Annotated in this window: 21 protein-coding genes; 6 read left to right on the top strand and 15 right to left on the bottom strand. The window is 67.5% G+C overall.

Annotated elements, in window-relative coordinates; all coding sequences use genetic code 11:
* The first annotated feature begins 22 nt into the window (after positions 1-22).
* Positions 23-1,642 carry a diflavin oxidoreductase gene (locus ASE48_RS07270; RefSeq protein WP_057166371.1) on the top strand — a complete coding sequence of 540 codons (1,620 nt, stop codon included), beginning with the start codon at positions 23-25 and terminating at the stop codon, positions 1,640-1,642.
* A gap of 1 nt (position 1,643) precedes the next feature.
* Here the strand turns inward: ASE48_RS07270 and ASE48_RS07265 are convergent, their stop codons facing one another.
* A complete protein-coding gene (locus ASE48_RS07265) occupies positions 1,644-2,711 on the bottom strand; it encodes an amidohydrolase family protein (RefSeq protein ID WP_057166370.1) in 1,068 nt (355 codons plus the stop codon).
* Positions 2,712-2,713: 2 nt separating this feature from the next.
* On the bottom strand, positions 2,714-4,273 hold the full coding sequence (gene ffh, locus ASE48_RS07260; protein WP_057166369.1) for a signal recognition particle protein: 1,560 nt from the start codon (positions 4,271-4,273) through the stop codon (positions 2,714-2,716).
* A gap of 91 nt (positions 4,274-4,364) precedes the next feature.
* Here ffh and ASE48_RS07255 point away from each other — a divergent pair, with 91 nt between their 5' ends.
* A complete protein-coding gene (locus tag ASE48_RS07255) occupies positions 4,365-6,548 on the top strand; it encodes a molybdopterin-dependent oxidoreductase (protein ID WP_057166368.1) in 2,184 nt (727 codons plus the stop codon).
* Here the strand turns inward: ASE48_RS07255 and ASE48_RS07250 are convergent.
* The 4 genes from ASE48_RS07250 to ftsY all read right to left on the bottom strand — a co-directional run bounded on the left by ASE48_RS07250 (position 6,545) and on the right by ftsY (position 12,388).
* The gene (locus tag ASE48_RS07250) at positions 6,545-9,043 is read right to left on the bottom strand and encodes a [protein-PII] uridylyltransferase (protein ID WP_057166367.1); all 2,499 of its coding nucleotides are present in this window, start codon (positions 9,041-9,043) and stop codon (positions 6,545-6,547) included. The genes ASE48_RS07255 and ASE48_RS07250 overlap by 4 nt on opposite strands.
* 67 nt (positions 9,044-9,110) lie before the next feature.
* A complete protein-coding gene (locus tag ASE48_RS07245; protein ID WP_030133509.1) occupies positions 9,111-9,449 on the bottom strand; it encodes a P-II family nitrogen regulator in 339 nt (112 codons plus the stop codon).
* A gap of 39 nt (positions 9,450-9,488) precedes the next feature.
* Positions 9,489-10,826 (bottom strand): ammonium transporter, encoded by a 1,338-nt coding sequence (locus ASE48_RS07240; protein WP_268766283.1) that lies wholly within the window; start codon positions 10,824-10,826, stop codon positions 9,489-9,491.
* A gap of 182 nt (positions 10,827-11,008) precedes the next feature.
* Positions 11,009-12,388 (bottom strand): signal recognition particle-docking protein FtsY, encoded by a 1,380-nt coding sequence (ftsY, locus tag ASE48_RS07235; RefSeq protein WP_057166365.1) that lies wholly within the window; start codon positions 12,386-12,388, stop codon positions 11,009-11,011.
* A gap of 22 nt (positions 12,389-12,410) precedes the next feature.
* On the opposite strand from ftsY, the gene ASE48_RS07230 reads away from it, so the two are divergent.
* Entirely contained in the window at positions 12,411-13,190 is a 780-nt protein-coding gene (locus ASE48_RS07230) for a methyltransferase domain-containing protein (protein WP_057166426.1), read from the top strand.
* Positions 13,187-14,215: a type 2 isopentenyl-diphosphate Delta-isomerase gene (gene fni, locus ASE48_RS07225; protein ID WP_057166364.1), complete on the top strand. Its 1,029-nt coding sequence runs from the start codon at positions 13,187-13,189 to the stop codon at positions 14,213-14,215. The genes ASE48_RS07230 and fni overlap by 4 nt, the downstream gene beginning before the upstream one ends.
* A gap of 139 nt (positions 14,216-14,354) precedes the next feature.
* Here fni and ASE48_RS07220 read toward each other — a convergent pair whose 3' ends face one another.
* The 4 genes from ASE48_RS07220 to ASE48_RS07205 all read right to left on the bottom strand — a co-directional run bounded on the left by ASE48_RS07220 (position 14,355) and on the right by ASE48_RS07205 (position 17,413).
* Positions 14,355-15,827 (bottom strand): HNH endonuclease signature motif containing protein, encoded by a 1,473-nt coding sequence (locus ASE48_RS07220; RefSeq protein ID WP_057166363.1) that lies wholly within the window; start codon positions 15,825-15,827, stop codon positions 14,355-14,357.
* 76 nt (positions 15,828-15,903) lie between these two features.
* Entirely contained in the window at positions 15,904-16,173 is a 270-nt protein-coding gene (locus ASE48_RS07215) for a cytochrome C oxidase subunit IV family protein (protein WP_057166362.1), read from the bottom strand.
* Positions 16,173-16,757, bottom strand: coding sequence for a cytochrome c oxidase subunit 3 (locus tag ASE48_RS07210; protein WP_057166361.1), 585 nt, complete (start codon positions 16,755-16,757; stop codon positions 16,173-16,175). Before ASE48_RS07210 ends, ASE48_RS07215 begins: the two co-directional genes overlap by 1 nt.
* A complete protein-coding gene (locus tag ASE48_RS07205) occupies positions 16,754-17,413 on the bottom strand; it encodes a hypothetical protein (RefSeq protein ID WP_057166425.1) in 660 nt (219 codons plus the stop codon). Before ASE48_RS07205 ends, ASE48_RS07210 begins: the two co-directional genes overlap by 4 nt.
* 248 nt (positions 17,414-17,661) lie before the next feature.
* Between ASE48_RS07205 and ASE48_RS32620 the strand changes: the two genes are divergently transcribed.
* Complete coding sequence (locus ASE48_RS32620; protein WP_156409091.1) at positions 17,662-18,783, top strand: hypothetical protein; 1,122 nt, start codon at positions 17,662-17,664, stop codon at positions 18,781-18,783.
* A 1,252-nt stretch (positions 18,784-20,035) separates the two neighbouring features.
* Here the strand turns inward: ASE48_RS32620 and ASE48_RS32990 are convergent.
* Positions 20,036-20,185, bottom strand: coding sequence for a hypothetical protein (locus tag ASE48_RS32990; protein ID WP_162264192.1), 150 nt, complete (start codon positions 20,183-20,185; stop codon positions 20,036-20,038).
* Between the two features lie 103 nt (positions 20,186-20,288).
* Between ASE48_RS32990 and ASE48_RS07200 the strand changes: the two genes are divergently transcribed.
* Entirely contained in the window at positions 20,289-21,101 is an 813-nt protein-coding gene (locus ASE48_RS07200; RefSeq protein WP_235570863.1) for a secretion protein EccK, read from the top strand.
* 11 nt (positions 21,102-21,112) lie between these two features.
* On the opposite strand, the gene ASE48_RS32615 is transcribed toward ASE48_RS07200, so the two are convergent.
* The 4 genes from ASE48_RS32615 to ASE48_RS07180 all read right to left on the bottom strand — a co-directional run bounded on the left by ASE48_RS32615 (position 21,113) and on the right by ASE48_RS07180 (position 26,262).
* Positions 21,113-21,892 (bottom strand): hypothetical protein, encoded by a 780-nt coding sequence (locus ASE48_RS32615; RefSeq protein WP_057166360.1) that lies wholly within the window; start codon positions 21,890-21,892, stop codon positions 21,113-21,115.
* 71 nt (positions 21,893-21,963) lie between these two features.
* Positions 21,964-25,551, bottom strand: coding sequence for a chromosome segregation protein SMC (gene smc / locus ASE48_RS07190; protein ID WP_057166359.1), 3,588 nt, complete (start codon positions 25,549-25,551; stop codon positions 21,964-21,966).
* Positions 25,552-25,577: 26 nt separating this feature from the next.
* On the bottom strand, positions 25,578-25,859 hold the full coding sequence (locus ASE48_RS07185) for an acylphosphatase (protein ID WP_156409090.1): 282 nt from the start codon (positions 25,857-25,859) through the stop codon (positions 25,578-25,580).
* The gene (locus tag ASE48_RS07180; RefSeq protein ID WP_057166357.1) at positions 25,852-26,262 is read right to left on the bottom strand and encodes an OsmC family protein; all 411 of its coding nucleotides are present in this window, start codon (positions 26,260-26,262) and stop codon (positions 25,852-25,854) included. The genes ASE48_RS07185 and ASE48_RS07180 overlap by 8 nt, the downstream gene beginning before the upstream one ends.
* Between the last annotated feature and the right edge of the window lie 20 nt (positions 26,263-26,282).

The following is a 26,282-nucleotide window of genomic DNA, read 5'->3' as shown; positions in this document are numbered from 1 at the left end:
CGCGTAAAACAAGGGGGACGACGTGTCCGGCCAGGCTGATCTCTCACTCATCGTCGCCTTCGGCACCGATATGGGGAATTCCGAAGACGCCGCGATGACGTTCGCCGAGGCTGTCGGCGACATCGGCATCGAGGTCGAAGCGGTGGAACTCAACCAGGTCGAGGTCTCCGAGCTGCAGAACACCACCCACTTCATCACGGTGGTGTCCACCTTCGGCGAGGGCGAGTTCCCCGATTCGGCGACGCTGTTCTGGGAGGCACTCAGCGCCGACACCGACCGCCTCGAGCACCTCAACTTCGCGGTCCTGGCGCTCGGCGACAGCTCCTACGAATTGTTCTGCAATGCCGGCCTGCTGCTCGATCAGCGCCTGGAGGAATTGGGCGCCAAGCGGATGACCGACCGCGTCGATGTGGACGGCTTCTACGAGGAGCCGGCCAAGGCGTGGACCGCCGAACTGGTCAAGCTGCTGACCGCGGAGCAGGGCGAGGGAAGCGCGGAGGACTCCGCGGCAGCACCCGTCCCCGTCCCCGAACGTGCCGAACCCCGCGAACGCAACGTTCCCGTCGTCGCGCGCCTCGCGGTCAACCGGTGGCTCAATGCGACCGAGTCCGACAAGGAGGTCCGGCACTTCGAGGTGGACCTCACCGGGACCGGGATCACCTATCAGGCAGGCGATTCCATCGCGGTGCACGCCACCAACGATCCGGCTCTGGTCGAGGCGCTGCTGGCCGGACTCGGCGTCGGTGCGGATTACGCGGTCAACGGTCATGACAAGCCGCTGGGCACCCTGCTCACCGAACACTTCGAGATCCGCACGCCGTCACGCGCGCTACTCAGCCTGGCCGCCTCGCGCACCCCCGATGAGACGGTCGCCGAGACCCTGCGGTCCGGGGACACCCACGGCGGCACCGAGGGTTCCTGGCTGTACGGCAAGGACGTCCTGGACATCATCGGGTTGGCCGACGTGAAGGTCGACGAGGTCATCGACACGCTGCGTCCACTGCAGTTCCGCGACTACTCGATCGCCAGTAGCCCGCTGGCTCACCCCGACAGCGTCCACCTGACCGTGGCCAGCGTGCGCTACGACGTCCAGGGCCGTCGGCACGGCGGTGTCGCCTCCACCTTCCTGGCCGACCGCTGCAAGGACGTGCTGGTGCACCTGCGGCCCAACAACCATTTCCGGCTGCCCGCCGGTGATGTGCCGATCATCATGATCGGCCCCGGCACCGGCATAGCACCCTTCCGCGCGTTCTTGCAGGAGCGCAAGGCCAGTTCCGCGACGGGCCGGTCATGGCTGTTCTTCGGTGACCGCCGCCGCGCGACCGACTACCTGTACGGCGAAGAACTCGAGGAGTTCGTCGCCTCCGGTGTGCTGACCCGGCTGGACCTGGCTTTCTCGCGCGATCAGGACGCCAAGGTGTATGTGCAGCAACGTATTCAGGAGAATGCCGAGGAGTTCTACGGCTGGCTGCAGGACGGTGCACACGTGTACGTGTGCGGGGATGCCGACCGGATGGCCAAGGATGTGGACGCCGCCCTACACGATGTGATCGCCCGGGTCGGCGGGCTGGATGCCGCGGCCGCGCACAGCTACGTCAACGACATGATCAAGAGCCACCGCTACGTGCGCGACGTGTACTGAGCTACTTCCAGACCCGGCCGCGCAGGATCACCAGATCCGGGTTGCCCACCCCGACCTCGCGGGGGTCCTCGGCGAAGCACAGCAGGTCCGCGGATGCGCCGTGTTCCAAGGCCGGTCGCCCCAGCCAGGCCCGCGCGTCCCAGCTCGCCGCACCCAGTGCCTGCGTCGGGCTCATCCCGACGCCCTTGAGCGCGTCGATCTCATCACCGATGCGGCCGTGCTTGACCATGCCGCCGGCATCGGTGCCCGCGTAGATCGGCACCCCGGCGTCGTGGGCGGCGCCCACGCGCTGCTTGCAGGACGCGTAGAGGTCGCGCATGTGCTTGGCGTAGGTCGGGTACTTTCCGGCGGCATCGGCGATCCCGGGGAAGTTGTCGATGTTGATCAGCGTGGGCACCAGCGCGGTGCCGTGCTCCAGCATCAGCTCGATGGTGTCCTCGGTGATGCCGGTACCGTGCTCGATGCAATCGATGCCGGCGTTGATCAGCCCGGGCAGCGCATCCTCACCGAACACGTGCGCGGTGACGCGCGCCCCGTTGGCGTGCGCGGCCGCGATCGCCTCGACCAGCACGTCATCGGACCACAGCGGCGCCAGGTCGCCCACTCCCCTGTCGATCCAGTCGCCGACCAGCTTCACCCAGCCGTCGCCCCAGCGTGCCTGCTCGGCGACATAGGCCGGCAGCTGCGTCTCGTCCTCGATATCGATCGGCAGGCCGGGCATGTAGCGCTTGGGCCGGGCCAGGTGCCTGCCGGCGCGGATGATGCGCGGCAGGTCTTCGCGGTCATCGAGGCTGCGGGTGTCCACCGGGGAACCGGCGTCACGCAGCAGCAGGGCGCCGGCGCCGCGTTCGGTCTCGGCCTGTTCGATCGCTTCGTCGAAAGTGGTCGCGCCGCCGGGCCCGAGCCCGACATGGCAGTGCGCATCAACCAGACCGGGGATGATCCAGCCGCCGTCAAAGACGGTGTCGGCGTTGGCGATCGACTCGGCCGACAGCGTGCCCCGGTGAATCCACCACTGCACCTCCTCGCCATCGGGTAGGCCCCGGCCGCGAAGATGCAGCGGCTGCATATCTAGTTCTGCCCCGGGAATTTCAGCTTGGACAGATCGATGTTGGCCAGACCCGGCGGCAACTCGTCCAGGCCCTTGGGCATCCCGGTCAGGTCCGGGAACCCGGCGGGCAGACCCGCGCCCATCGGATTCTTCGGCGGCGTCGGCCCGCGGCCCTTCTTCTTGCCGGCCTGCTTGTTCTTGCCCTTGCCGGCCTTGCGCGGGGAGCTCTTGCGCCCGAACGGCATTCCCATCTGGCCTGCCATCTGGGACATCATCTTGCGGGCCTCGAAGAAACGGTCGACGAGCTGGTTGACCTCGCCCACCGAGACACCGGATCCGTTGGCGATGCGCAGCCGGCGCGAGCCGTTGATGATCTTCGGGTCGGCCCGCTCGGCGGGCGTCATGCCACGGATGATGGCCTGCACGCGGTCGAGCTGGCTGTCGTCGACGGCGGCCAGCGCGTCCTTCATCTGGCCGGCGCCGGGCAGCATGCCGAGCAGGTTGCCGATCGGGCCCATCTTGCGGATCGTGAGCATCTGCTCGAGGAAGTCCTCCAGCGTCAGCTCACCCGAGCCGATCTTGGCCGCCGCGGCTTCGGCCTGTTCGGCGTCGAAGTGCTGTTCGGCCTGCTCGATGAGCGACAGCACGTCGCCCATGCCAAGGATGCGGCTGGCCATTCGGTCGGGGTGGAAGACGTCGAAGTCTTCGAGCTTCTCACCGCTGGAGGCGAAGAGGATCGGCACGCCGGTGATCTCGCGGACCGACAGCGCAGCACCACCGCGGGCGTCACCGTCGAGCTTGGTCAGCACGACGCCGGTGAATCCGACGCCGGATCCGAAGGCCTCGGCGGTGGTGACGGCGTCCTGGCCGATCATCGCGTCGAGCACGAACAGCGTCTCGTCGGGCGTGACGGCGTCGCGGATGGCCGCGGCCTGGCTCATCAGCTCCTCGTCGATACCGAGACGGCCCGCGGTGTCGACGATGACGACGTCGTAGTGCTTGGACTTGGCTTCGGCCAGGCCGGCGGTGGCCACCGAGACCGGATCGCCGGTGGTCATCTGGTCGATGGTCACGCCGTCGGGTGAGACCCCCGGGTGCGGTGCGAACACCGCGACACCGGCGCGCTCGCCGACGATCTGCAGCTGGCGCACCGCGCCGGGGCGCTGCAGGTCACAGGCCACCAGCAGCGGGGTGTGCCCCTGCGCCTTGAGCCATTTGGCGAGCTTTCCGGCCAGCGTCGTCTTACCGGAACCCTGCAGACCGGCGAGCATGATCACCGTCGGTGGGTTCCTGGCGAACGCGAGCTGCCGGGTCTCCCCGCCGAGGATGCCGACGAGCTCCTCGTTGACGATCTTGACGACCTGCTGGGCCGGGTTCAGCGCGGCCGAGACCTCCGCGCCCTTGGAGCGGTCCTTGATGCGGCCGACGAAGGCGCGCACCACGGGCAGCGACACGTCGGCTTCGAGCAGGGCCAGCCGGATCTCCCGCGCGGTGGCGTCGATATCGGCTTCAGTCAGCCGACCTCGGGCGCGCAGGCCCTGCAGTGCACCGGTCAACCGGTCAGAGAGCGATTCAAACACCTGATAAGCCTAACGGTCGGAGTTCTGGCCCGAGGCGGCCCGCTGACGCTAATCTGTCAACGCACGATGACAGATTTGGCCGGAGGCCCCCATGACAGCGATCGACGTCCCCCTCCCCGAGGTGCGCAGCAACCTCGACGAGCCGACGAGCGTGACGCACATCAGCCAGTGCACGCTGTGTGAGGCGCACTGCGGAATCCACGTGACGGTCACCGATGACCAGGTCAGCAGAATCGCCGGCAACCCCGACGATGTGTTCTCCAAGGGCTACATCTGCCCCAAGGCGACCGCGATGGGCGGCCTGCACCACGACCCCGACCGGCTGCGCACGCCGATGCGACGGGTCGGGGACTCCTTCGAACCGGTCAGCTGGGCCGAGGCCTTCACCGAGATCGGCGCCCGGCTGCGGCGTGTCCGCCGCCGGCACGGCGTGCGCGCGCTGGGCATGTACCTGGGCAACCCCGCCGCGCACAGTTCGGGCGCCATGTACGGGCTTGCGCTGCGCATCGCGCTGCTCACCCCGAACTTCTATTCGGCGTCGTCCATCGACCAGATGCCGCACGAGTACGCCGCGTGGCGGGTGTTCGGGTCCAACGTGCTGGTGCCGATCACCGATATCGACCGCACCCAGCGGCTGGTGATCCTGGGCGCCAACCCGGCGGTGTCCAACGGCTCGCTGTCGATCATGCCCGGCGCCAGACGGCGTATCAAAGCGGTGCGGCACCGCGGCGGCAAGGTGGTGGTCATCGATCCCCGCCGCACCGAGACCACCCGGCTGGCCGATCAGCACGTCGCGGTGCGCCCGGGCGGTGACCTCTACCTGCTGCTGGGCATGCTCCATGTACTGATCAACGAAAACCTCTGCGACACAGCGGCCCTCGACACGATCACGACGGGCCGACAGGACCTCGCCGACCTGGTCGAGCACGCCACCCCGGAAGCCATGGCCGCTCGCGCCGGTGTCGAGGCCGACGAGATCCGGACCCTGGCCCGCGAGCACGCCGCCGCCGAATCGGCGGCCATCTACGCCCGTATCGGCATCTGCCAGCAGGAAACCGGGACGCTGGTGAGTTGGCTGGTCATGGTGATCAACACCGTCACCGGCAACCTGGACCGGCCGGGCGGCACCATGTTCTCCACCCCGATCGTCGATGTGCCGCGGCTGGCCAAGTTCATCCCCGTCGGGCACGGCCTGTGGACCGACCGCTCCGGCCGGTACAAGGCATTCCGCGCCGAACTGCCCGCGGTGGCGATGGCCGACGAGATCCTCACCGAGGGCGCGGGGAAGATCCGGGCGATGATCACCTACGCCGGGAATCCGGTGTCCTCGATCCCGCAGAAGGGCCGTCTCGCCGAGGGCCTGGCGCAGCTGGATCTTTATGTGGCCGTGGACATGTACATCACCGAGACGACCCGGCACGCCGACTTCATCCTGCCGCCGGTGTCCCCGCTGGAACGCGAGGATGTCGGGCTGCTCACCACGGTGTTCAGTGTGCGCAACAACATTCGCTATCAGCACCGCAGTTTCGAACCGGCGGTCGGCGCCCTGGAGGACTGGGAGATCCTGAGCCGGTTGACCTTCGAATTACTCCCGGCCCCGCTGCGCCAGCTCGCCGCGCCGCTGCGCGAGAAGTTCATCGCCTTCGCCAATCCGCTCCGGGTCACCGCCGCCGCGCTGGCCACCGGTCCGTACGGCCGGCTGCGGCGCGGCCGCAAGGGCGTCACCATGAAGGCGCTGCGCAACAGTGCCGGCGGTATCGATCTCGGCCCGCTGCAACCCCGACTGGACAAGGTGCTGGCCACCTCGGACCGCCGGGTGCATCTGGCACCCGCGGAGTTCATCACCGACGCCGCCGCCCGGCTGGCCACCCCGGACGAGGAGCCCAGGGACGGCCGGTTGCAGCTGATCGGCCGACGCAACCTGCGCAGCAACAACTCCTGGCTGCACAACGTGCCGTCGATGACGGGCGGCAACAACACGTGCACGGTGCTGATGCATCCCGATGACGCGGCGACGCGTGGACTGGCCCAGGGCGACACCGTGCGCATCACCTCGGAAACCGGGCACATCGACATTCCGCTGGACATCAGCGACGAGATGCGGGCGGGCGCGGTCGCCGTGCCGCACGGTTGGGGACACCGCGACACCGGCTGGCAGCACGCGAACACGTTGGGTGGCGCCAACGTCAACGATCTGCACGACCCCGATCAGGTGGACACCTTCACCGGGACGGCGGCGGTGAACAACACCTGGGTCACGGTCGCCCCGGCCTAGCTGGCTTCGGGCACTTTTTTCGGCGGTGGTGCGGGCAGCATCGCGTACAGATCGCGTTCCAGATCGGCACGCGCCTCGGCGATCTTGGCGGCGTCCTCACCGGCGGTCAGGGCGGGCACCGTGATGCTGAAGACGTCGATCACCACCGAGCCCAGGGTCGTGACCTTGGCCCAGTTGATGTCCAGGTCGTCGCGTTCGATGACGGCGGTGAGCCGGGCCAGCAGACCGGGCCGGTCGGAGGCGCGGACCTGGACGAAGAACTCACCGGGTGCGCCGCCGTCGGTCCACAGGATGCGCGGCGGGGCGATGGTGTGGTTGACCGGCACCGAGGCCGGGGTCTCCCCCGCCCGGTGCGGAGCAGCCGCCGCACTTTCCAGGTCCCGCCGCTCAAGGGTCTCGATGACGTCGAGCTGACCGTCCAGGGCCAGGATGAACTGCTGGCGCAGCAGTTCGGCGGCCGGTGGCGTACCGAAGTGCGGTGAGACCGCGAAGGTGTTGATGGCCACCCCGTCGCGGCTGTTCACCGACGCCGAGTGCACCCGAAGGGCGTGCAGCGCCAACACACCGGCGGCCTTGGACAGCAGACCGCGGCGGTCCGGGGCGATCATCGTGACGTTGTGGATGTGCGGGCCTTCACCGGCCACCATCTCGACATGGACCACCCCGTCGGCGGCCAGTTCCAGGTAGCGGGGGTCGACGGGATCCGGTGTGGGCAGCGGTTCGCCGGCCATCACCAGCCGGCACCGGCGCACCAGATCACCGATGAGCGAGGACTTCCAGTCCCCCCACACCCCGGGTCCGGTAGCCAACGAGTCCGCCTCGGCCAGCACGTGCAGCAGTTCCAGTAGTTGGTAGTCGCCGCCGAGCGCGTCGACGACGGTAGCAATGGTCTTGGGGTCCTGCAGGTCTCGGCGGGTGGCGGTGTCGGGCAGCAGCAGGTGGTAGCGCACGATCTTGGACAGCACCTCGACATCGGAGGGCCACAGGCCCAGTCGGGTGCCGATCTGGGTGGCCAGTTCGGCTCCGATGACGCTGTGGTCGCCGCCGCGTCCCTTGCCGATGTCGTGTACCAACGCACCGAGCACCAGCAGGTCCGGGCGGGACACCCGGGTGGTGAATGCACTTGCCCGGGAAACGGTTTCGACCAGGTGCCGGTCGACGGTCCAGATGTGCACGACATCGCGTGGCGGCAGGTCGCGCACCGCACCCCATTCGGGGAACAGCCGTCCCCACAGGCCGGTGCGGTCCAGCGCTTCGATGGTGTTCACCGCGGCGGGCCCCGCGGACAGCAGCACCAGCAGGTCCTTGAGCGCCTCGCGCGGCCACGGGGTGCGCAGTTCGGGTGCGGCACCGGCGAGCCGGCTGAGCGTCGATGCGGCGATCGGCAGCGCGGTGGTGGCCGAGGCGGCGGCCACCCGCAGGATCAGGCCGGGGTCGCGTTCGGGCTTGGCGTCGCGGGCCAGGATCACCTCGCCGGCGAACTCGATGACTCCCTCGTCGAGCGGTCGGCGAGCCGGGCGGCGCAGCGCGGCGAATCCGCGGCGCGGCAATGCGTTTCCCGCGGTGCGGATACCGGCATCGACGTAGTAGCTGATGGTGCGGGCCGCATCCGAGATGGTGCGGGCCAGGTCGAACCGGTCCCCGATGCGCAGGGCGGCGCCGATCTCATCGGCGTACTGGGCCAGTACCTGTTCGCGGCCGCGCTTGGAGACGCGGTGCAGTTCGGTGCGGACGTTGAGCAGCGCGAGGTGAGCCTCGCCGAGGGTGCCGGTGGGTGAGGCCAGCAGCCGGCTCGGGTAGACATCGGCGAGTTGGGCGATGGCCAGGCCGTTGAGCAGCTGCACATCACGCAGGCCTCCGCGGCCGTTCTTCAGGTCCGGCTCGGCGCGATGCGCGATCTGTCCGCTGCGTTCCCAGCGGGCGCGGGTGTGCTCGACGAGTTCCTCGTAGCGCGGGGCGATTCCGATGCGCCACTGGCGGCGGGCGCCGCCGGTGAGCAGCGCGGACAGTTCGGCGTCACCGGCGATGTGGCGGGCGTCGAGCATGGCCATCCCGGCGGAGATGTCCTCGCCGGCCACCTGCAGCGCCTCGGGCACGGTGCGCACGCTGTGGTCGATGTGAATGTTGGCGTCCCACAGCGGGTACCAGAGCAGTTCGGCGACCTGGGAGACGATATCGGCCGGCATGTTGTCGTGCAGCAGCATGAGGTCGAGGTCGGAGTATGGCAGCAGTTCGCCACGTCCCAGGCCACCGGTGGCCACGATGGCGAACCCGCTGGTGGGGGTGATGCCGATCTCGGCGGCCTTGGTGGACAACCAGAATTCGTTGAGGTCGAGCAGTGCGTCGCGCAGTGCGGCTGAATCCAGTTGCTTGCCACCGATGTCGAGCAGTTGTTTCGATGCCTTGGCCAGATCATTGGCCGGACGCGGCGATCCCGCTGCCGGAGCCTCCCATCGGGAAGCTCCAGCAGCGGGATCTGGTGTCTGATCAGTCATTTCGGTCCTCCCCCGGCCCTACGTTCGAACGGTCACATATTTGGCCGGGAAACGACCCTCCAGCTGATTAGAGTGCGTCGACTCCCCGCTCACCGGTGCGCACACGCACAACGGTGTCCACGGGGCTCACCCACACCTTGCCGTCACCGATCTTTCCGGTGCGGGCCGCCTGCACGATGACGTCCACCACCTTGTCCACGGCGGAGTCGTCGACGACGACCTCGACGCGCACCTTCGGCACGAAGTCCACCGAATACTCGGCGCCACGGTAAACCTCGGTGTGGCCCTTCTGGCGTCCGTAGCCCTGCACCTCGCTGACGGTCATTCCGAGAATGCCCGTCTGCTCCAGGCCCGTCTTGACGTCTTCAAGAGTGAACGGTTTGACGATCGCAGTGATCAGTTTCATTTAGTCGATTCCTTCCAGGACTCAGTCAATTGTTCCCGATCATGCGAGTTCATAAGCGGTTTCTGCGTGCTCGGTCTCATCGATACCGGTGTCTTCGTCTTCCTTGGTGACTCGCCAGCCTAGTGGCTTGACCACGAAGGCGATGATCGTCGTCAGCACGGCGGTGAACAGCAGTGCCACTCCGGCGATCACGATCTGGACGACCAGCTGCTTGTAGTCGCCGCCCACGAACAGGCCGGCGTCGGTGGCGAAGAAGCCCAGCGCGACGGTGCCCCACAGGCCGGAGACGAGGTGCACGCCGACGACGTCGAGCGAATCGTCGTAGCCGAACTTGTACTTCAGACCGATTGCCAAGGCCGACAACACACCGGCGATGGCACCGACGACCAGCGACCAGACCGGGGTCAGGTTGCCACAGGCCGGGGTGATGGCGACCAGACCGGCGACCACACCCGAGGCGGCACCCACACTGGTGGCGTGGCCGTCACGCAGACGCTCCACGATCAACCAGCCGAGCATAGCGGCGGCGGTGGCGGCGGTGGTGTTGACCCAAACCAGACCGGCCAGCATGTCGGCGCCGCCCTCGGAACCGACGTTGAAGCCGAACCAGCCGAACCACAGGATGGCGGCGCCGAGCATCACGAACGGGATGTTGTGCGGACGGAACGCGGTCTTGCCGAAGCCGGCCCGCTTGCCCAGCAGCACCGCGAGAACCAACGCGGCCATACCGGCGTTGATGTGAACGACTGTGCCACCGGCGAAGTCGATGGGTGCGACGTTGGCCGCGCCTTCCTCGTCGACACCGAACAGCTTGGCCGCCAGACCCTGCTCGTTGGCCGACAGCAGACCGCCGCCCCAGACCATGTGCGACAGCGGGAAGTACACGAAGGTGACCCAGAGGCCGCCGAAGACCAGCCAGGTGCCGAACTTCATGCGCTCGGCGACCGCGCCGCTGATGAGCGCGACGGTGATGACCGCGAAGGTGAGCTGGAAGGCGACCCACACAATGGCCGGCACGGTGCCGAAGCCGCCGTAGACGAAGCTCTCGACGCCGTTGATCTCGCGGACCTCGGCGAGCTGGTTCACGCCGAACAGCGAGAACGGGCTGTCGAAGAACAGGCCGGGCTGGTCACCGGTGTGTCCCGCGGAGAAGGACATCGAGTAGCCCCACAGCACGTAGATGACACTGACCAGGCCCAGCGAGCCGAACGACATCATCATCATGTTCAGGACGGACTTCTGCCGGGACAGACCACCGTAGAAGAACGCGAGGCCGGGCGTCATGAACAACACCAGGGCTGCCGAGATGAGGACCCACGCGGTGTTACCGGTGTCCAATCCATCCGGGCCGAACGGCAGGAAACTATCGTCCGGCAAAGCCGTGACGACGTCGCTTAAGGCAAAGACCACTTTGTGTGAACCTCCTCGGGATTTCGCCGACGAATCGGCCTCCCGAAGAGACTCTTTTGCCCGCGTTTCATCCGTGGTTCACAGATGTTTCGCTGGGGTGAACGGATTGGCCTTGTCTGTTACACGTGTGTTTCTGGGTTGCGAAACGGCTATCCGAGGAGGGCGTCGACGAACGCGGCGGGCTCGAACGGCGCCAAATCGTCGGGTCCTTCGCCCAATCCGACGAGCTTGACGGGCACGCCGAGTTCCTGCTGAACGCGGAAAACGATGCCGCCCTTGGCCGTGCCGTCGAGCTTTGTCAGCACCACCCCGGTGATGGCGACGACCTCGGCGAAAACCTTGGCCTGCGGCAGGCTGTTCTGTCCGATGGTGGCGTCCAGCACCAGCAGCACCTCGTCGACCTTGGCGCGCTTCTCGACCACGCGTTTGACCTTGCCGAGCTCGTCCATCAACCCGGTCTTGGTGTGCAGGCGTCCGGCGGTGTCGATGACGACGACGTCGGCGCCGTTCTGGATTCCCTTGTCGACGGCGTCGAACGCGACCGAGGCCGGGTCGGCGCCCTCGGGTCCGCGCACGGTATCGGCGCCGACCCGGGAACCCCAGCTCTGCAGCTGATCGGCGGCGGCGGCGCGGAAGGTGTCCGCGGCGCCGAGCACCACGCGGCGCCCGTCGGCGACCAGGACGCGGGCCAGCTTGCCGACGGTGGTCGTCTTGCCGGTGCCGTTGACGCCGACGACGAGCAGCACCGACGGCTTGTCCTCATGCGGCAGTGCGCGGATGGAGCGGTCCAGATCGGGGCGCAGTTCGGAGATCAGCACCTCCTTGAGCACGGCGCGGGCGTCGGCCTCGGTGCGCACCGAGGCGCTGGCCATCTTGGTGCGCAGCGCGGCGATGACGTTCTGGGTGACCACGGGGCCGAGGTCGGCGATCAGCAGGGTGTCCTCGATCTCCTCCCAGGATTCCTCGTCGAGGTCGCCGCCGCCGAGCAGGCCGAGCACGCCGCGGCCCAGGGTGCTCTGCGATTTGGCCAGCCGCCCGCGCAGGCGTTCCAGCCGGCCCTCCGCCGGGGCGATGTCCTCGATCTCGGTGGCCGCGGGCGGTGCGGGCTCGGGTGTCGGCTCGGGGGCGGGCGTCGGCTCGGGGGCGGGCGTCGGTTCCGGCTTCGGTTCCGGTTTCGGCTCGGGCTTCGGTTCGGGTTCGAGGACCGGCTTCGGCGGCTCGGCGACTGGAGGCTCGGGCAGCTTGACTTCGGCGATGGTGCGCTTCGGGGCGTCGCGCGGCACGGCGGCGTCGTCACCGACGCCGGGCAGTCCGGTGGGATCGACCTTCTCGACCGGCGGCGCGGTGCTCGGCCCGCTGAACGTGATGCCTGATGAGGCCTTATAGCCGCCCGACTTGTCGATCTGGGTGGTGGTGTCCGGCGCGGACAGGGTGATCCGCCGCTTGCGGTAACGCACCAGCCCGACGACCAGTGCAGTGACAAGCAGGACTGCTACGACCGCGACGGCGATCCATAAGGCATCTGACACCGGGCCATTGTCTCAGGCCACACTGGCTGCCATGTTCGAGCACCTGATCGCAGAAGGCGCGGCCGCCGACGTCACCGGCTGGGATTTCTCCTGGCTCGACGGTCGGGCCACCGAGGAACGCCCATCGTGGGGTTATGCCCGGCTGCTGTCGTCGCGGCTGGGCGGCGTCGCCGCGGCATTGGACGTGCAGACCGGCGGTGGTGAGGCGTTCCACGAAGCGCTGACTGCAGCCGAGGCACGCCCGAGCGTGCTGGCGGCCACCGAGGCGTGGCCGCCGAACGTCGCCGCGGCGGCGCGGCTGCTGGACGGGGTGACCGTGTCGGCCGCCCCGGAGTCCGAGCTGCCGTTCCCGGATGCGTCCTTCGAGCTGGTCTCCAGCCGTCATCCCGCCACCATCGCGTGGCGCGAGATTGCCCGCGTGCTGCGGCCGGGCGGGTCCTATCTGGCTCAGCACGTGGGTCCGGCAAGCGCGTTCGAGCTGATCGAGTTCTTCACTGGGCCGCAGCCCGATGCGCGCCGGCGCCGCGATCCCGACGTCGAGGCGGCCGAGGCTCGCGCCGCCGGTTTGGAGGTCGTCGACCTGCGGGTGGCCCGAACACGGATCGAGGTCTTCGATGTGGCCGCGGTGGTCTACCTGCTACGCAAGGTGATCTGGTGGGTGCCCGACTTCACCGTCGAGCGCTACCGGGACAAGCTCGCCGAGCTGCACGCACGCATCGAGACCGGCGGACCGTTCGTGGCGCATTCCACCCGGCATCTCATCGAGGCGCGCCGTCCCGATGTGGCAGTCTCGGGCAGGTGACCATCGGCCCCGGCTTCGATGACCGCATCCAGGTGCGTAAGCGGCGTCATATCGACGTCTGCCTATCCGAGGCCGTTCAGTATCAGACCGTCACCACCGGCTTGGAGCGCTACCGGCTGCCCTATAACGCGCTGACACAGACCGACCTGGCCGGCATCGAGTTGGGCACTGAGTTCCTCGGGGTGCCCCTGCGGGCGCCGGTGCTGATCGGTTCTATGACCGGCGGGTCGGAGCTCTCGGGCACCATCAACCGCAATCTGGCCACCGCGGCGCAGGCGCTGGGCGTGGGCATGATGCTGGGCTCCCAGCGGGTGATGCTCGGCGAGGAATCGGTGCCCAGCTTCCAGGTGCGCGAGGTCGCGCCCGATGTGTTGTTGGTCGGCAATATCGGGTTGGCCCAGCTGAACCGTGACATGGTGCCGGAGTTGCGCCGCGTCTTGGTCGGCGTGGGCGCCAATGCTCTTGCGGTGCACACCAATCCGTTGCAGGAGGCGGTGCAGCGCGGCGGCGATACCGATTTCACCGGGTCGCTGGCCCGGCTGCGCGAGGTGGTCGAGACCATCGGGTATCCGGTGCTGCTGAAAGAGGTCGGGCACGGGATCGGGGCGGCTGCGGCGGCGTCGTTGACCGATATCGGGGTGGCCGCGGTCGACGTGGCCGGTGCCGGCGGGACGTCGTGGGCGCGGGTGGAGCAGTTCGTGCGCTACGGCGGGATCAATGATCTGGGCCTGGCCGAGTGGGGCCTGCCGACGGCGCAGGCGCTGGTCGAGGTGCGTTCGGTGCTGCCCCGGGTGCCGCTGGTCGCCTCCGGCGGGATCCGCACCGGGATGGACGCGGCGAAGGCGATCGCCTTGGGCGCCGATGTGGTGGCGGTGGCGCATCCACTGCTGGTGCCGGCCATCGAGTCGGCGGCGGCGGTGCAGGAATGGTTGGAGCGCTTCATCGCTGAGCTACGCATCTGCCTGCACGGGTGCGGGGCGGCTGATCTTGCGGCGTTGCGAGCCGTAGGCGTCGACCCGGTCTAGAGCACCCTAGAAGGGCGGGTCGCTGTTGTTCTCGGCGAGTTCTGCTGCGTTGCGGGCGCGTTCGGCTTTGATGCGTTGCGCCCGGTCTTGTGCGCGGGTGCGTTGTCGGGTGGGCATCTTCGCGTTGCGGTCGGTGTCGTTAATCAGCCGGATGGCGCGCTTCCGCGGGATGGGTGTCTCGATGTTCCAATGCGGGAACATGATTGCTGCCCCGGGCGCCTTGGTGTAGGTGTGCCCGGTCGGTGCTGACCATTGGATGCGGCCGTCGGGTTTCGGGTTTCGCTGCCGGTTCCCAACCACAGAACGTCTTGATCAAATGGTGCAGACGGCACAGTGGTGCCAGGTTGCCGGGATGGGTGGCCCCGGCGGGCCACGGGATCAGGTGGTCGAGGTCGCAGCGGTGCGCGGGCCGGTTGCAGCCGGGGAAGCTGCACGTCATGGCGCGCATCCGGACGAACGCGGTCAGTGCGGCCGAGGGCCGGTATTGGCGTTCGGCCGGCAGGTCGGCGATCTCGGATATTGGTTTGATTTTGGCGCCGGTGGCGACGAGATCGGCCAGCATGTTGGCCGGGATGATGGCGCCGTCGAGCATGACGCCGGGGCTGGGGTTGCAGGCCGCGGGTTTGGTGTTGGCCGCGGGCTCATCGCGGGCCGCAGGTTCGGCGGGCTCAGCGGGTTCGGATTCTGCTGCCGGAGTCTGCGGCTCACTCTCCGGTGCGGCCGGCCCGGATTCCGGGGTGCCCGTGGTGCCCGGCGTGGTGTGCCGCGGAGACTCTTCGCCGGCGGCCGGTATCTGGTCGGTGAGCACGTAGATGGTGACTGCGCCCGAGCGCGGATCTTTCCCGCTGCCCTCACAACCAGCACCCCCACACGCGCACGCCAGCCGCTCCAGTTGCGGACCCACCGCACCCAACGCGGCCAACGCGGCCGCACGCAGCTCGCCCCGTGCGCGGGGGTCATTCGGGCACACGGTGTCGGCCAGGTCGTTGAGGCGTTGTTCGAGGATCTTTTTGTCGGTGACGCGCAGCCTGCCCCAGAACGAGGACACGCCGTTGGGGTCGTCCTTGTCGTCGAACTCGACGTAGAGGTCTTTGGCGTTGCGTTTGGAGCGCACGACGGCTTCGGGGTCGAATTTCTCCACCCACAGATCGATGGCGCCGATCAGCTGTTTCTCGGAGTGTGCGCCGTACTCGCCCGCTTCCCCGGCGATGGCGGTATCGATCAGCACGAGCGCGTCATCGTCGACGACCTGATGGGTGCGCCAGGTGATCGCATCGATCACCGTCGCCGAGATGGCACCCTTGGCGAACAGGGCGGCGGTGCGGGGCAGCCGGTCGCGTAGGGCTTGGGCGATGCGCATCTGTTTGGACGCGGCGTGGGTGTTCAGATTGCAGGCCGCGGCCACCGCGGCCTGCGCCCACGCCCAACCGTCGATGACCTGATGGGCGATCGCATCGTCCTCGTCATCGCACTGGCGGGCCACCACCTCACCGATCAACGCCAACCGGTAAGCCGCCACCGACGCCTCGTTTCGGGTCGTCGCCGTCACCGCAGAGATGAGCGCCTCATCGCTCAACTCCGCAATCGCGGCCCGATCCAAGACTTCGAACATACGTGCGATTCTACCGGTGGGGTCGGACATGCAGCGTGAGTGTTTCCTCGAGCTGTTCGAGGCATCTGATCCAGGTTCACAGCCAGAGGTAAAGCGCAGACAGCAGCGCCCACATCCCGAGGCAATACGCCTCGAACGCGGCGCGCAACGGGATCGGGGCGTGCCGCAGCTCCATGAAGTCCAGGCCGACCAGGCGCACTTTGATTGCGGCAATGCCCAGGACCAGGACGGCAACCAGGGAGCCGGTGCCGTGTTCGGCGCCGACGGCCCAGGACACGATCGTCGCGGCGACGAGGAACAGCCAGCTGGCTCCGGCGCGGTTCTTCAGCAGGTTGAGGGCGGTCATCAGCTCACCAGGTAAAGCAGAGCGAACAGGAAGATCCACAGCAGGTCGACGAGGTGCCAGAAGCAGGCGGCCCCTTCGACGACGGCGGTGCGGGTGTCGCTGAGTTCGGGGCGTCGGGTTTGGGTGAGGACGAAGGACAGCGCGCCGAGGCCGAGGCAGACGTGGAACAGGTGCAGACCGGTGAGGATGAAGTAATACAGGTAGAAGTCGTTGGCGCCCGGTCCGTGGCCGGCGGTGCCCAGTGAGACGTACTCGTAGACCTTGAGTGCGATGAACGTGACGCCGAAGGCCATCGCCGCGGCGGTGGCTTTCGTGGCGATCTGCCCGTGGCCCACGCGCATCGCGTTGAGGGCGAGCACGACGCATAGCGAACTGGTCAGCAGCACAAGAGTATTGATGACACCGACGCCGATGTGCAGGGTGGTGCGGGCGGCGTCGAAGATCTCGGGTTCCTTGGCGCGCTCGACGAGGAACGTCACGAAGAAGGCGCCGAAAACGAGCATGTCGCCGAACAGGAAAACCCAGGTGCCGCTCTCCCCGGGGATCCGTTTCTGGTGTAGCAGTGCTGCTGCTGTCACTGTCACGCGGGCTGCAGGGCCTGTTGTTCGGCCTTGATCGACTTGAGCATCACCGCGGTAGTGGAGAGCAGCCAGACCACCAGGACCAGGCCCGGAATGTAGAAGGCGAAGATGCCGTCCCATGCCAGCGGTCCGTCGTTGAAGACGACCACGACGCAGCCCGGCAAGGACAGCGTCGCGACCCACAGGTTGAGGTAGCCGTACCAGCGCGGAAAGGTCGGCGGGTCGGTCTTGTCGATGAACGCCGCGGCGGCCAGCGTGAGGTTCTGAATGATGATGGTGCCGACGATCCCGATGAACCACAGCCAGAAGACATCGTTGAGGGCCTGGGTGAGTTCCGCGGAGCGTTCCTCGGGGCGGTAGGCGGCAACGCCGAGAAAGAACTGCGGGAAGAGCAATGCCGGCACGAAAACGGTGGCGGCCATCAGCTGGGTCATCGAGAGCATGCCCCAGTGACCCTCGACGCGGCGGATGCGCAGGATGATCGCAGCCAGGAACGGCAGCGCGAGGACGGCGCTGAGGAGCGCGCCCGAGACACCGAAGCGGATCCAGAGCTTGTGCTCGACGAAGAATGCGGCGATCTCGTCGGGCGAGGATGCCGGCGAGAGCGGCGGGAAGAGCTGGGCGATACCGGAAAAGCTGGTGCCGTACAGAACGATCATGACTGTTCCGCACCAGGCGCCGATGCGCTGCAGGGTCAGCTCCACGGGTAGGACGTTACCGTTTGCGGTGATGCGTTTTGTCATTTTTGACATAACTTCCGGCGGTGCTGCAGTGAAAGAAGTGCATTAACCGCGCTGCGGGCTCACTTAAACTGACATTCGGGCCATGTGGCTAGCATCGACTGAGGGAAGTTCGACGGCAACGGGGGTGGATCGGTGACGGCGCGCGATTATCAGGGGTGGCGCCAGTGACGAATCCACCGCCGCCGGGCAATTGGGGTCCACCGCAGCCGCCCTATGGCCAGGGACAGCCGCCGTACGGGCCCGGGCAATGGGCGCCGCAGCAGGGTTGGGGTCCGCCACCACAGCCGCCAAAGAACAACAATCTGAAGTGGCTGTTGATCGGCGTCGCAGTGCTACTGGTGATCGCCATATCCGTGGGCGCCACACTGCTTTTCACGCGGGACGGTGGCGGCGGCACCACGCAGACGGCCACCGGGAACCCGCCGGCAGCGGGTGAGATTGCGAGTGCGAACGACACTGGGCCGGTTGGGATAATTACTGAGGATCCGACCTGTGACCCGTGGCGACCGATTAATGACTCGCTGGTCGACCAGCAGCGAAAAGGATGGGGAGAACGCGATTACTCATTGCCCGCATCGTCTTGGTCGCCGGAACAACGGACACTCCACGACGAAATTGCAACTGCGATGCGCCGCGCCGCAGACCAGACGGTACAACTTGCCAAAATGACGCCAAATCGTGTTATGCGAGAATTATATGAGCAGTCGATTGCATACTGGCGCGCTTACGCAGACAGCATCCCCACATACACCGTTGGAGACAATTCTCTCGCCGTGACCGCTAGCGATACCTCCGGCGCCGTTGTAACGATATGTGCGACAATCGACTATCGTTCTGCGGCCACCCGAGGCCCCCTTGTAACTGCTGGTGAAGCTCCAACCAAACTTGCTCCGATTGGAGATCCGGCTAGCCCCGCTATGTTTTTACCGACCTCCGGAAACACGGTGTGCGCGGAGTGGACTTCGGCCTCCGACAAGTTTGACGACGACACCAAATCCTGGCGCGAGAGTGACGGCGGTACTCCAGCCACCGAATGGACGCCAGAGCGCCGAGCAGTCATGGAAGACGCTGCATCGAAGATGCTTGCTTATGCGGATACCATCCAAGCGCTTGGCGCACGCAGCGGGAATCCCATTCTGATGGATTTCGCAACTCTGTCAGCTCAGTATTTCCGTGCCTATACCGAATCGATCCCTAGCTACACTTCGGCCGACAGCTACCTTTCCGCAACCGCCTCGTATGCAAACTTCATCGTTTTCAACGCCTGCGCGGCCACAGGAAAATAGAGTCAGCAATGGGCTTCGCAAAACCGCCAGGCGAGTATGCCGAGCAGATGCTCAGCCCCGATGGATGGCCTGAAGTCGACGAACAAGCATTTTTACAGCGCGGACAGGCACTCACCGATTTGCTCCGAAATTTATCGCAGCAACATGAGGCATGGCTGCACGAGAAAGCAGAGATTACCTCGGGCGCAATTTGGGCTGGAAGCGGCGCAGCGGCGGGCGGAAATGCGGTCGCTGCGCAATCAACACTTATGGCTGAACAACAACGCGCGCTTGTTACTGCAATTTCATGGCTGAACACGCAGTTCGGCAATATACTTTCGACAAAAATCGAGATCTTCGAGCGAGTAGTAACCGCCGAAAGCGAAATTGCAAAGTTAGAAGCAACCAGCATCAAGCCCGAAGTTCGACAACAACAAATCGATCAAATTGTAACGAAGGCACACGAGCAGAATGTTGCCGATGTCGCAGCCGCAGCAACTACCGCGCGGTTCGCGGACTGGCGTGTCTCGGATGAGCAATTTCAACGCGGCCTGGATCAGTTGCTGAAACCCGAGTCGATTCCACCAAACCCATCTCTACCTATTTCAAACCCTCCTACCCGGTCGAATGCCGTCGGAAATCGGAGCCCCGTCACCAATTCGGCACCGCCAGCAGCGATAAGCCAGACAGGCGATATCAAATCAGGAATTGCACCTGGTTCGGCCCCGAATGACACACCAGAAGCATCGCCTCCACCGCCGGCCAACTCGCCTGATGGAGACAGCAAGACTGGCCTGGGATCTAACACGCCTCCGGCTGATGCGCCCGGCGCGTCACCAGCGCCGCCGCCCGCCCCCTCGTCACAAGGCGATAATCAGTCCGGATTAGGAACCTACGGCCCTCCACCAGCCGCGCCGCTAGGTTCCCCAACGCCGACCCCCGGATCTCCGCCGAGGCCTATTGCGCCGTCAACTGGCCAACCGGCCACGCCGGTCTCCACGGGAGGCGGCAAGGGCGGCACCGGAGGCGGCCCCGGCCCAAGCATCGGGGGCACTCAAGGTCCCAGCGGCGGACCCGGCGGCGGAGGCCCCCAAGCACCCGCGGCTACGGCGGGCCCAGGCCAGGGCTCTGGCCCGGCCCCGGTCAGCACTCCGCAGCAGGACTTCCAGAAGGGCTTCACTGACGCCACCAAGGCCGCGAACGCCAACCCGATGCCGCTGAATCAAACTCCGCTCAGTCCTTCAGCGCCGCCGCCCCAACCGGCTGCACCCGTCTACCAACAACCGGACACTTCCAGCGCCACATCACCCGCCGCGGCCACCAACCACAGCGCACCGGCGACCAGTGCCCCTGCTCCGACAGCACCACCGGCGCCCGCCGCACCGACCGGTGCCCCACCCATGCCGCTGGGCAACCCGTCCACCCCGGCACCCGCCGCACCCGTGCCACCCGGCGCTGGACCCGTCGGCCCCGCCGTCGCCCCCGCTTCTACCAGCCAGGGCGCTGCCGGTGGAGCTGCTGCGCCAGTGCCGATCTCGGCCGCCCGCGCAGAACGCGATGCCATCGCTGCCGCCGCCACCGCGGGCGCGATGCGACGCAAGGGACCCAACCCCCGCCAACTCGCCCGCCACATCGCCGCCGCCCTCAACGTCGACATCACCGACCCCAGCCTGTTCTGGATCACCGCCGTCACCTCCGACGGACAGATCCTGACCGCCAACAACTACGGCCTGGCCTACATCCCCGAACACGTACACCTGCCCGAACAGGTCCGCATGGTCACGGCGGACGAGTCGATTCCCGCCCAGACCCGCGGCACCTGGGCCACCTATCCCCTACTGGCAGTCCAGGAATGGGCGCGCCACCACAATGTCACCCTGCAGGCCGTGGCCGGCACCGAGGAGAATCTCAAAGGTTTCGATCTCGGCGCCGCGCGGGACATCATTACACCCGACGATATGCCTGACAGTGGAAAGATGCAGGGCCGCAGCCGGTTAGAGGTCATCGCACCCGAAGTCGCGAGCAAGCTCGCCGGTATCAATGCCACCGGTCTGACCGAACTGCTGCCGCCGGCACCCGCGAACAACACGCCACCGGCCGACAACAGGATCAACCTGCTGCTGGAGGTCTGCAAGCCGCTGATGAGCGCCAATCCGGATCGCGCCGGCGCACATCTGAAGGCGATGGTTGCCTACGCCGATCACCTGCAGAATGTGGCACTGTTCCGCGCCCACAACGCGCAAGACGCCGAACTACAGCGGGCCGCGATCGCGGAATGGATTTACTGGCAACACATCAGTGTGCTCAGCGCCGATGCGCTCGCCGCGATGGTGAGCTGACCCAGCCAGTACTACAAGTTGATCGTCGGATCCGCTTGAGTGGCCGGCTTCGGCGAAGGTGAAGCGGGCGCCGCCGGCTCGCGCTCGCCGTCGGCCTGTCCCGGTGCGGCACCGGCAGCTTGCTCCTCGGCGCGGTGCTTCCCGCCGGGCTCAGCCGCTTCGTCCTTCTCGCCGGGCTCTTTATCGCTGAACTGCTCGACAATCTGTTTGACCTGATCACCCACCTGCTGCGCACCCTGCATCGCAGACTGCGGTAACGACCCGGCCATGCCGCCGATCTGCTGCGGGATCTGGCCGGCTTGCTGGGCCATCTGCATGGGCATGCCCATCATCCCGCCCATGGCTCCCATGCCGCCGCCGGCGTTGCCTACGCCTCCGGCCGCAGAAGCTCCCGCTGCGGCAGCAGCCGCACCGGCCGCAGCGCCACCGCCGGAACCCATTGCCGGGGAGGCGAATCCACCGCCACCGGCCGATGAACCACCTCCGGCGGGCTGATTCATGGTCTCTTCGATCTTGCTCTTGAGGTGCGAATCGGCGCTCAGATACCGTCGGGCCGCTTCCACGACGGACTCCGCGGTCCCGATGGCGGACTGCTTCAACGGCGGCAGACCCTCGATGATCGGGGCCTCGGCCTTGGGCACATCGGTCGACAACGCCTGCGACAACGCATCCGATCCATACGCGGGGGTGAACGCCTCGGGCGCATCGGGCAGGCCCTGGGCCGCCGTCAACAGCCGCTGCCCCGCCGCGCCGAGCATCTCGGCGTCCACCTTCAACGGTTCCAGTGTCATGAAGCCCCCTCCCGCGACACACTCCTCGCCGAAAACCCTACCGGAGCCTCACACCCCTGCGGGCACCAAAATCAGCCGGTGGTCGCGAGGTCCTGCCCGCGCATGCGCTGCGAAATCACCTGCGTGATGCCGTCGCCCTGCATGGTGACGCCGTACAGCGCGTCGGCGATCTCCATCGTCGGCTTCTGGTGGGTGATGACGATGAGCTGCGACTTCTCCCGCAGCTGCTCGAACAACCCCAGCAGTCGACGCAGGTTCACATCGTCCAGGGCCGCCTCGACCTCGTCCATGATGTAGAACGGTGAAGGCCGTGCCCGGAAGATCGCCACCAGCATCGCCACCGCGGTCAGCGACTTCTCGCCACCGGACAGCAGCGAGAGCCGCTTGACCTTCTTGCCCGGCGGCCGCGCCTCGACCTCGATACCGGTGGTCAGCATGTCGTCGGGGTTCGTCAGCAGCAGCCGGCCTTCACCACCGGGGAACAGCGATGCGAACACCTGGGTGAACTCTCGCTCCACATCGGCGTAGGCCTCGGTGAACACAGTGAGGATGCGGGCATCGACGTCCTCGATGACATCCATCAGGTCCTTGCGGGCGCCCTTCACGTCCTCCAGCTGGGTGGACAGGAAGTTGTAGCGCTCCTCCAGCGCCGCGAACTCCTCCAACGCCAGCGGATTGACCCGGCCCAGCTCATTGAGCTCACGCTCGGCCTTCTTCGCGCGCCGCTCCTGGGTGGGCCGGTCGAACGGCATCGGCGCCGGCGCGGTGACCTGCTCGCCTCGCTCTTTGGCCTGCTCGTACTCGGCCATCTCCAGCTCGGTCGGCGGCAGCGGATTATCGGGGCCGTATTCGGCGATCAGATCGGCCGCGGCCAACCCGAACTGCTCCAGCGCCTGCTGCTCCAGCTGCTCGATGCGCAGTGCCGCTTGAGCTTTGGCGACCTCATCGCGATGCAGCGAATCGGTGAGCGCATTGATCCGGGCACCCAGCTCGTTGACCTCGGTGCGCGCCCGGTTCAGCGCCTCGGTGCGCTGCGCGCGCTCGGCGGACACCTGGTCGCGGGTCCGCGATGCCAGTGCGACCGCGGCCGCCAACCGTCCCGCGACGAGCCGTCCCGACTCGGCCACCGCGATCGCCACCGTCGCGGCATGCTCGCGGGCCTCCCGGACCCGGGCCGCACGCAACCGTGACTCCCGCTCGGCCGCGGCCGACCGTCGCAGCGAATCAGCCCGTCCCCGAACCGCATTCGCACGTTCCTCGGCGGTACGCACCGCCAGGCGGGCCTCCACCTCGGTGGCTCGCGCCGTCTCAGCAGCCAGCGTGAATTCCTGGCGGTCCTCGGTGTCGTCGACCTCGAACATCGGCGACTGCTGCGCATTGTGCAGCCGGGTCTCCAGCTCGGTGAGCTCCTCGACCGCCCTGGTCCGGCCCGCCTCCAGCTCGTCGCGTTGCTTCATCAGCCGCTGCCATTCGGCGTCGGCGTTTCGCGATTCCTGGCCGAGCCGGCCCAGCTGCTCGTAGATCGACGAGATCGCGGCATCGGATTCGTTCAGCGCGGCCAGCGCCTGCTCGGCCGCATCCTGGCGGGCCGTCTGTTCCTCTTTGGCACCGGCCAGCGCCGCGGTCAGCTCCCCGGCCTGACGCTCCACATGGGCGAGTTCTGTTCGGGCCTTCTCGATTTCGGACGCGATCTCCAATGTCGAGACCTTGCGGTCGGAGCCGCCGCTGACCCAGCCGGCACCGACCAGGTCGCCGTCGGCGGTCGCGACCCGCAGGTGCGGCCGCTCGGCCACCAGGCTCAGCGCTGCCGACAGATCGTCCACCACCGCCACCCCGGACAGCAGCGCGCTGATCGCGCCCCGCAGCCGGTCGGGAGCCTCGACCAGATCGATCGCCCACTGTCCGCCGGCGGGCAGCGCCTCGCCGTTGTGGGCGGACTGCACGGGCCAGTCGCCGAGCAGGATCGATGCCCGCCCACCGTCGGATTCCTTCAACGCGGCGACGGCCGCGCGAGCGGCGCCGACGTTCTCGGCGGCCAGCGCGTCAGCGGCGGGACCGAGCACCGTCGCCACCGCCACCTCGTAGCCCGGGCGCACCCGGACCAGCTTGGCGACGGATCCGAAAAGGCCTGTGCCACCGTGGTTCTCCGACAGCCAGGCGGCGCCGTCCTTGCGCGCAAGACCCATCGACAGCGCGTCGATACGCGCGTGCAGCGAGGCGGCCTGCCGCTCGGCGGCCCGCTCGGCGGACTGCAGCTCGGCGACGCGTTCGTCGGCGGTGCGCAGCGCGGTGACCGAGCGGTCGTGCTGATCGTCGAGGCCGACCTCGCCCTCGTCGAGTTCACCGACGCGCGCCTGCACGTTCTCGAAGTCGGCCTGGGCCTGCTGAACGCGGGTCGCGGCTTCCTCGATGCGGGCCGTGAGCCGGGCTACCTCGTCATCGGTGGATTCCACCCGGGTGCGCATGGTGTCGACCTGCCCGGACAGCCGCGCCAGGCCTTCGCGGCGGTCGGCCTCGGCGCGCGCCGCCGCGCGGTGCGCCTGCTCGGCGTCCGCGGCGATGCGTTCGCGTTCGGCGAGTTCGGCGCGGGCGTATTCCAGGGTCTCCCGCGAGGCCTCCAGCTCCGCGAGCAGCTCCTGTTCGAGGGCGGCGACCTCGTCGGCCTCGGCCTCCAGGGCATCGGGGTCGCGACCGGAGTCGGTGTCGGGTTCGGCATCGAGCAGCTGGGTGCGGTCATTGGCGATCCGCACCGTCGCACTGACCCGCTCGGCCAGCGCGGAGAGCCGGAACCAGGTCTGCTGGGCGGCCTCGGCGCGTTCGGTCAGCTCCGTCACGGCGGTTTCGTGGGCGGCCAGCTCGGCGGTGGCGACCTCCAGCCGCGTCGTCACGTCATCGTGCTCGCGGCGCAGCGTGGTCTCGGCCTGGTTGGTGTCGTTGAACTCGGTCTGGCGCACCAGCAGGTCATGGGCGGCCAACCGCAGCCGGGCATCACGCAGATCGGCCTGGATGGTCTGCGCACGGCGCGCCATCTCGGCCTGGCGGCCCAGGGGTTTGAGCTGGCGGCGCAGCTCGGTGGTCAGATCGGTGAGCCGGGCCAGGTTGGCCTGCATCGAGTCGAGCTTGCGGACGGCCTTCTCGCGACGCTTGCGGTGCTTGAGCACCCCGGCGGCTTCCTCGATGTAGGCGCGGCGGTCCTCGGGGCGCGATTCCAGGATTTCGGAGAGCTTGCCCTGCCCGACGATGACGTGCATTTCCCGACCGATGCCGGAGTCGCTGAGCAGTTCCTGCACGTCCATCAGGCGGCAGCTGCTGCCGTTGATCTCGTACTCCCCGGCGCCGTCGCGGAACATCCGGCGGGTGATCGACACCTCGTTGTACTCGATGGGCAGCGCGTTGTCGGAGTTGTCGATGGTCAGCGTCACCTCGGCGCGGCCCAGCGGTGCGCGCGAGGAGGTGCCGGCAAAGATGACGTCTTCCATCTTGCCGCCGCGCAGCGTTTTGGCGCCCTGCTCGCCCATCACCCAGGTCAGGGCGTCGACGACATTGGATTTACCCGACCCGTTGGGCCCGACCACGCAGGTGATGCCCGGCTCGAAGCGCAGAGTCGTCGGCGCGGCGAAGGACTTGAAGCCCTTCAGCGTCAGACTCTTGAGATGCACGAGGTGAAACCCTACCGTCGCGGCGGTTAACGTTCGCTGAAGCCGTCAATCGGGTCGCCCGGCGCGGACCAATCGGCCATCACAGCGTCCACCGTTCCCGGCGATTGGCCGGATTTCAGGTGGTCCAGCAGCCGCTCACAGTCCGCCCGGGGGCCCTGTGCCACGACGTGCACCCGCCCGTCGGGCCGGTTGGACGCATACCCGGTCAGCCCGATTTCCAGCGCCCGGGCGCGCGTCCACCAGCGGAAACCCACGCCCTGCACGTGCCCGTGCACATAGGCGCTGAGCCGGACCTCGCCGTCAGCCAATGTTCTTGACCTCAAAGGTGACCTCGGTGCCCGCTTTGAGGGTGCGCCCGACGGTGCAGACCTGGTCGACGGCCCGCTCGACGACGAGCAGCAGCCGCTTCACCTCGTCCTCGGACATGCCGGACAGATCGATCTCCAGGGTTTCGGCCAGCAGCGGGTAGCGCTCCTGGTCACGATCGGCCGCCCCGGACACCCGGATGGTGGTGGCGTACTCGTCGCCGAGGCGGCGCCGCAGCGGGGCGTCGCTGCTCATCCCGCTGCACGCGGCGAGCGCGATCTTCATCAGCTCACCGGGGGTGAAGACGCCCTCGACGTCCTCGGACCCCACCAGTACCTCTGCGCCACGCGTGCTGCGCCCGGTGTAGCGGCGCACGCCGGTGCGCTCGACCCACAGTTCTGTCATTCCGGCGAGTCTACGGAGGG

The organism is Mycobacterium sp. Root265 (assembly GCF_001428895.1).
Classification (GTDB): domain Bacteria; phylum Actinomycetota; class Actinomycetes; order Mycobacteriales; family Mycobacteriaceae; genus Mycobacterium.
The sequence above is the reverse complement of the archived record's forward strand: the minus strand, read 5'-3'. Positions and strand labels throughout refer to the sequence as shown.